Source organism: Candidatus Nitrosotalea sp. FS, assembly GCF_011319475.1.
Taxonomy (GTDB): domain Archaea; phylum Thermoproteota; class Nitrososphaeria; order Nitrososphaerales; family Nitrosopumilaceae; genus Nitrosotalea.
In genome coordinates this window covers 1-5905 of the sequence record NZ_RCMC01000274.1, presented here as the reverse complement: position 1 = coordinate 5905, position 5905 = coordinate 1, and the positions used below count along the sequence as shown (strand labels likewise).

The window sequence follows — 5905 nt, the reverse complement described above, 5'->3', positions numbered from 1 at the left end:
CTCTGGTGCAATAGGAAGAAGATACAGAAGACTAGACGAGGTTGGTGCACCATTTGCAGTTACAATTGATCACCAGACATTAGAAGATGGTACCGTTACAATACGAAACCGAGATTCAATGAGCCAAGAAAGAATAAAAATTTCAGAACTTGATGCTCACCTTGCCAAGGCTACAGCATTTCCATAGAGATACCATTATTGGTTTTCAGTTACAAATGGCAATTCTACTGCTCTGTATTTTACCTTGAGTACAACATCATCCATTGCGTGAGCTATTGGTAACAAACTGTTTGTAGAATCAATCTCTACTTTCCAGTTACCGCTCATTGAATCAACAGAGGTTATAGAGAATCTCTCAAGTGGATCATCAGAACCGGTGTATCGTACCCGGTATACCTGATCTCCTACGGTTACCGTCTTAAAGTTGCCACCAAGTCCCAATGTAGATTTTGTGACAAGACAATCATTGTCTGCACCTATTACACATGTTCCATCAGATGCAGTTACCTTGAATTGCATTGTGCCATCGTTCTTAAATGATGAATATAGTGTAGCTGCTTTTGCTATTGTAGTATTACCCACTGATACATCTGCAACATTTGCAAGTTGGGACAATGGCAAGATTGCAGTTCCTGGGAATGTTGAAACAGACCATGATACAGTATCAATTGTTTTTCCATAGATCTCAGCTTGTGCTTGCAATTGGTATTGAGATATCTTGCCAACTGTTGGAGTCTTCCACTGGAGATTGACTATGCTCTGTCCTGGTGCAAATACTTGTGATGGGGAAACATATGATACAACTCCATTGACTAGCAACACAATACGTCCATAGACTGGTCCAGTAGAGTTGTTGGTATAGTATGCAGTTGGATGAGCTGTAGTGCCCTCTATTCTTGCCATCTTGGCATCAAGGTCTAGATTGCCAATGATTGGATAGCTTGGCTTTACTCCAATTGAATAAACATCAGAGCTGACTGTCTTTCCTGCAGAATTGTGAACACTAATCCAGTATGTTACAGCAGGTGCTTGAATTGCATCCTTGGATATGGTTCCTGATACCAGATATGTAGAGTTGGAGATCTGTAAAGGTACAACATTCATCTTTACTGTACTGTAGTTAGTCAAGTCACCTGTCTTTGCAAATCTAAGTTGCACATCATCAAGTGATGTCTTGCTGTCTACAATTGCGTATACAGTTATGGATCCTGAATTGATAACATGATTGTCTTCAGAAGATAGAATCTTGGTACCATTGTCTAGTTGGAACTTGGCATCAAATATTCTAGGTGCACTGGTATCAAGTTCTATTGGTACGATTGATTGCTCATTTTCAAATGATATTTCACCATGGCATTGTGTTACATCGATTGTCTTTCCTACAGAGTAGATGTCGTGTCCTACTGCCTGCAAGGCTAGCACTTCAAATGTCTGTTCTTTAGAGTTTATTGAAGCTACGTAGACTAGTTTCTTGGTTGTAGCGTTTTCATTATCTGCTGCAAATGGCTGTTCTTTTGCAGGCACAGCTTGCACTACACCAGTTATTGATGTTCGCAATATTACGCTTGGATTATTATCAGAATAGGCAACAAGTATCTTTACTGTATGTGTATCACATGTATCATATGATACATCAAGTATCTTCAACTCTGGTAAGATTCCACCTTGTCCTACTTCAGATGCACCGGGTCCTGATGCACCAAAGCTTGGACCTGCACCCACAGCTCCTCCTCCAGCACCACTAGATGCTGCGGCAGGTGCTGCAGAGGATGTTGTAGAAGATGATGTTGAAGAANCTGCACCCACAGCTCCTCCTCCAGCACCACTAGATGCTGCTGGTGCGGATGCAGCAGGTGCTGCAGAGGATGTTGAAGAAGAGGATNCAAAGCTTGGACCTGCACCTACTGCTCCTCCTCCAGCACCGCCAGATGCTGCTGGAGCGGATGCCGCAGGTGCTGCAGAAGATGTTGAAGAAGATGAGGAACTTGAGCTCCATGTACCAAAGCCTGTAAAGTGTTTTGTCCAGACTACCAAGTCAGAGCCTACATTGATCTTACATTCGTTTGCACCAGAAGGCATTCCAGATNCTGGTTGGTTAAATGTCAATGATTCAGACGAACCAACACTGATCACAATTTGTGGGGTGGCAACTTGTCCTGATGCTACTGGATAGTTTAGATTTACAGAGCTTTGAACTGTTGGGAGTTCAAGTACTCCATTCCAAGATGTGCCTGTTATGTTTGTGTTTGCTGGAATTGTGANTTGTCCAGATGCAACTGGGAAGTTGAGATTTGTAGAGCTTTGAACTGTTGGCAGTGCAAGTACACCATTCCAAGATGTTCCTGTTATGTTTGTGTTTGCAGGAATTGTAACTTTGACTTCAGCTTGTAAATCTCCATTAGTGTCTTTTGTAATATTGAGTTGATTAGTAATTTGTATAGAAGTTGCACTGCCACTAGTCTGTGTTATGGAAGAATAGTTGATTGTTGGATTTGTTACTGTGGATGGAACCGTAATTTGTGATAGAGCTGCAGTACTGTTGACAATTACTAGTTGTGGTTTGTTAGGGTTTACTGTAACTTGTGTTTGTGCATTTTCTACAAGATCTTGGTTTGGAGCAAGGTTTTTAGCTGGAGTCATAGAACTAAGTATGTCCATCGATTCTTTTAATGATAAATGAAGTAATGCTGTGTTTGTCATGGTATCTGCTAGGCCAAGTGATTCAGATAGTGAACGTTGGAGTGTTTGGGTCTTGGATACTGCATCAGTTGAGGAGAGAGTTTCTGATAATGTTTGAACGGTTACAAGACCTCTTGATACTGCATCAGTTGAAGTGATTGATTCTGCTAGTGTTTGAGTAGCTTTGTGGTTTGCAGATGCTGCATCGGTTGAGGAGAGAGTTTCGGAGAGAGTTTGAGTAGGTACTCCGTGAGCTCTTGATACTGCGTCTATAGAGGAGAGAGTTTCGGAGAGANGTTGAAGTTAGTATCTCTGCAAGTGTTTGAACGGTTACAAGACCTCTTGATGCTGCGTCGGTTGAAGTTAGTATCTCTGCAAGTGTNTCTGCAAGTGTTTGAACAGATCTATGGTTTGCAGATGCTGCGTCGGTTGAAGTTAGTATCTCTGCAAGTGTTTGAGTGACTTTGTGATTTGCAGATGCTGCATCTGTGGAGGAGAGAGTTTCTGTAAGTGATCTAGTTATAAGATGAATTGTAGTTACCGAGTCTGTAAATGGCATTGAATCACTGAGAGATCTTAAACAACCACAGTATTTTATGGACACCATCGTTTCAGCATATGCTTTACTTGTAGCTCCGAATGTGTAGCCCATACTTACGGAAGATGACGTGGCGTTATTGATGCTGTTACCTATGCTAAAACCTCCGGCAGCTCCAGCGGATCCTGAATTCTCAAGGATTTGTCCTGTAGCTTTTGCTGTAAATGTACTTTGTTTAGCAGCTGCAATCATATCAAACACTGTGTCACCACTAGTACTGTTAGTCATGGTATTTGTAAAAGTAGTACTTGTTGAGGAAGGGGTTGTACCTTTAGCTCCAAAATGGGAATCTATTGGATTTCCACTAACATCAACTCCAGAGAAAATCTGTGCCGCTACACCCGCCACATTGGGAGTAGCATTAAAAGTCACACAGACATTGAAAGTATCTGTTCTGTTGTCTTTCAAGTAATATATTGCACTTTCAGCTGTATTTGATTCAAATATGCCAGAATTTATGTAATTCCCACTGGGACTAGTAGCACAATTTGTTCCAGTTCCAGATTTAACTGAGGATATAGTTGCAGCTCCTTCCCATCCAATGCCAACAACAACTAATCTACCAGTTGTAATTGATGAAGTCATGGCTGCAGTGCTAAGTGGGCTTGCATTTGTTATAGTGCTAACAGCTTTGGTTGACATGTGAACTGGATCTACTGCAACAAACCATGGCCTTGCCTCGGTGAATGTTTGGCTGTTTCCATAGGTTATCTGAGCTGGGCCAAGTGCATAGAGCTGCGGATACTGTAATGGTACAGAGTATGTATACTTCACTGATGTTGAATTGCCAATTAGATTTTTGTTCCAAGTGATTGTTGTAGTATCGCCTATTGTCTGCACAGAGCCATCAGTTACCACGGTAAATACTGAAGGTACCTTTTCTTGTATGGTGACAGAGCTTGCATTGATAAGTGAAGTCACATCTAGTTTTACATTAAAGGAATTTGGATTGTCAACCGGGTCAATCTTGGAATCTGTTGTTCTGATGATATCAAACGGATACGAGTTTTCAGCCAAAAATGATGTAGAAAAGGCAGCTATTCCAGTTTGTGTTTTTGCTTGTATGCTAACTGTATAGTTTCCTTCCGACGTTGTAGTATAATTGGCATCGTACAGTCCACACTCTTGTTCAGATGTAATTCCATTTCCAGAAGACAATATTGTTGTTTGGGAGGTAGGATTGGTAACTGACATGACAATATTGGAGTTACACACCGAGTTTCCTGTGCTATTCAAGACAACTATGGTAAATTTAGCATTCTCGCCTGGCTTGTAGATACTCTTCTGTGTGTTTACTGATACAAGGCCCCATGCGTACTGGCTCTGTGTATTGTATGTCTTGCCGTTTTTGACAAGTGTTGTCTTGATTGTATACATTCCAGGCTTGCCATATCTTCCTGATAGTACCTTGATGTCAAACTGACCTTCCTTCATCTTCTTGAACTGGGATTTTACTGGAATCTCGGTTCCATCAGGGGCTATAATCTTGATGGATATGGTAGTGTTCTTGTCAGACCACTTGTCCTGCTGCATTGACTGGATTGCTGCTTTCTTTATCTTCTTGATATCAGAGTCCTTGAATATTTTGAAGTCAATTCTGGACCCTCAGAGATCATATAGCTGCTCTTCAGATTAGTAATGGTAGGAACTACTGGAAGTGAACTTGTGTCATTTATTCCAGTACTGTTAGTGCCATTGATGGTCTTTGTAAGAGATGTAGAATTGAGCAATGTCTGGATTGCATCAGTCATAGATAGAGTATCAGATAGTGATGAATGATTTTGTGTTGGAACAGTACTGTTGGTGCTATTGATTGCCTTTGTAAGAGATGTAGATCGTATCAATGTCTGGAGTGTATCGGTAATAGGTAGAGTATCAGACAAGTGTGATGAATGGTTTTGTGTTGGAACAGTAGTACTGTTTTGTGGCACGACAGCAAGTGTTGTATTTTCTGTTACTGGTGCAAGTTGCTTGTTGTTACCAAGATATAGTCCAGTTATCTGGTATGGTGTCAAGAGTGAATCGTACAGTTTGACATCGCGAAGTGAGCCTGAGAATAGATTGTTTGCATTGTTTCTTATGCTGTTCATGTATGCACCTATTACAACATCAGATTTGGAAGAAAGTGTACCTACAGTTTGGTTTTCTATCGTTCCATGTATGGAAATTGTGGATACGCCAACAAGTGGAATCTTGGACTCTAGTGTACCATTAACATAAATGCCAATGGAAGAGCCGTCATAGGTAGCCACAAGGTGAGTCCAGTTTTCAGGAATTGTACTGTTTGATTCAACTGTATTCCATTTTATTCCGTCAAATACAGAGAAGATAGCCTTCTTTGCTGGTTGGATGTTATTGTTCACAGCCAAGATGAAGGTGTTTTCTTTGCTGATTACAGTAAATTGAGGCGAACCCTGGCTGTAGTCTGGCTTGACCCATGCAGATAAGGTAAGTGCAGTGAGGTTTTGTGTACCAGTAGAGTTTTGCTTTAGATAGCCATCACCATTTAGGCTCAGTGCTGTTGTGTTGTCAGAATCATCCATCCTGGCTTTTCCAACAGTCATAGTCTTCAGTTTAGATGCTGTGAAATTCCAAGACTCTGTAGGAATTGGTGTAGTAGCGTTAGAG

Annotated in this window: 2 protein-coding genes; one reads left to right on the top strand and one right to left on the bottom strand. The window is 41.1% G+C overall.

Annotated features, from left to right (window positions below):
* A partial coding sequence (locus DYY66_RS10970; protein ID WP_255496443.1) for a His/Gly/Thr/Pro-type tRNA ligase C-terminal domain-containing protein occupies window positions 1–187 on the top strand: 187 nt, incomplete at its 5' end.
* Between the two features lie 4643 nt (window positions 188–4830).
* On the opposite strand, the gene DYY66_RS10955 is transcribed toward DYY66_RS10970, so the two are convergent.
* Window positions 4831–5905, bottom strand: a 1075-nt coding sequence (locus DYY66_RS10955) for a LamG domain-containing protein (protein WP_166289285.1), incomplete at its 5' end; no start/stop codon positions are given.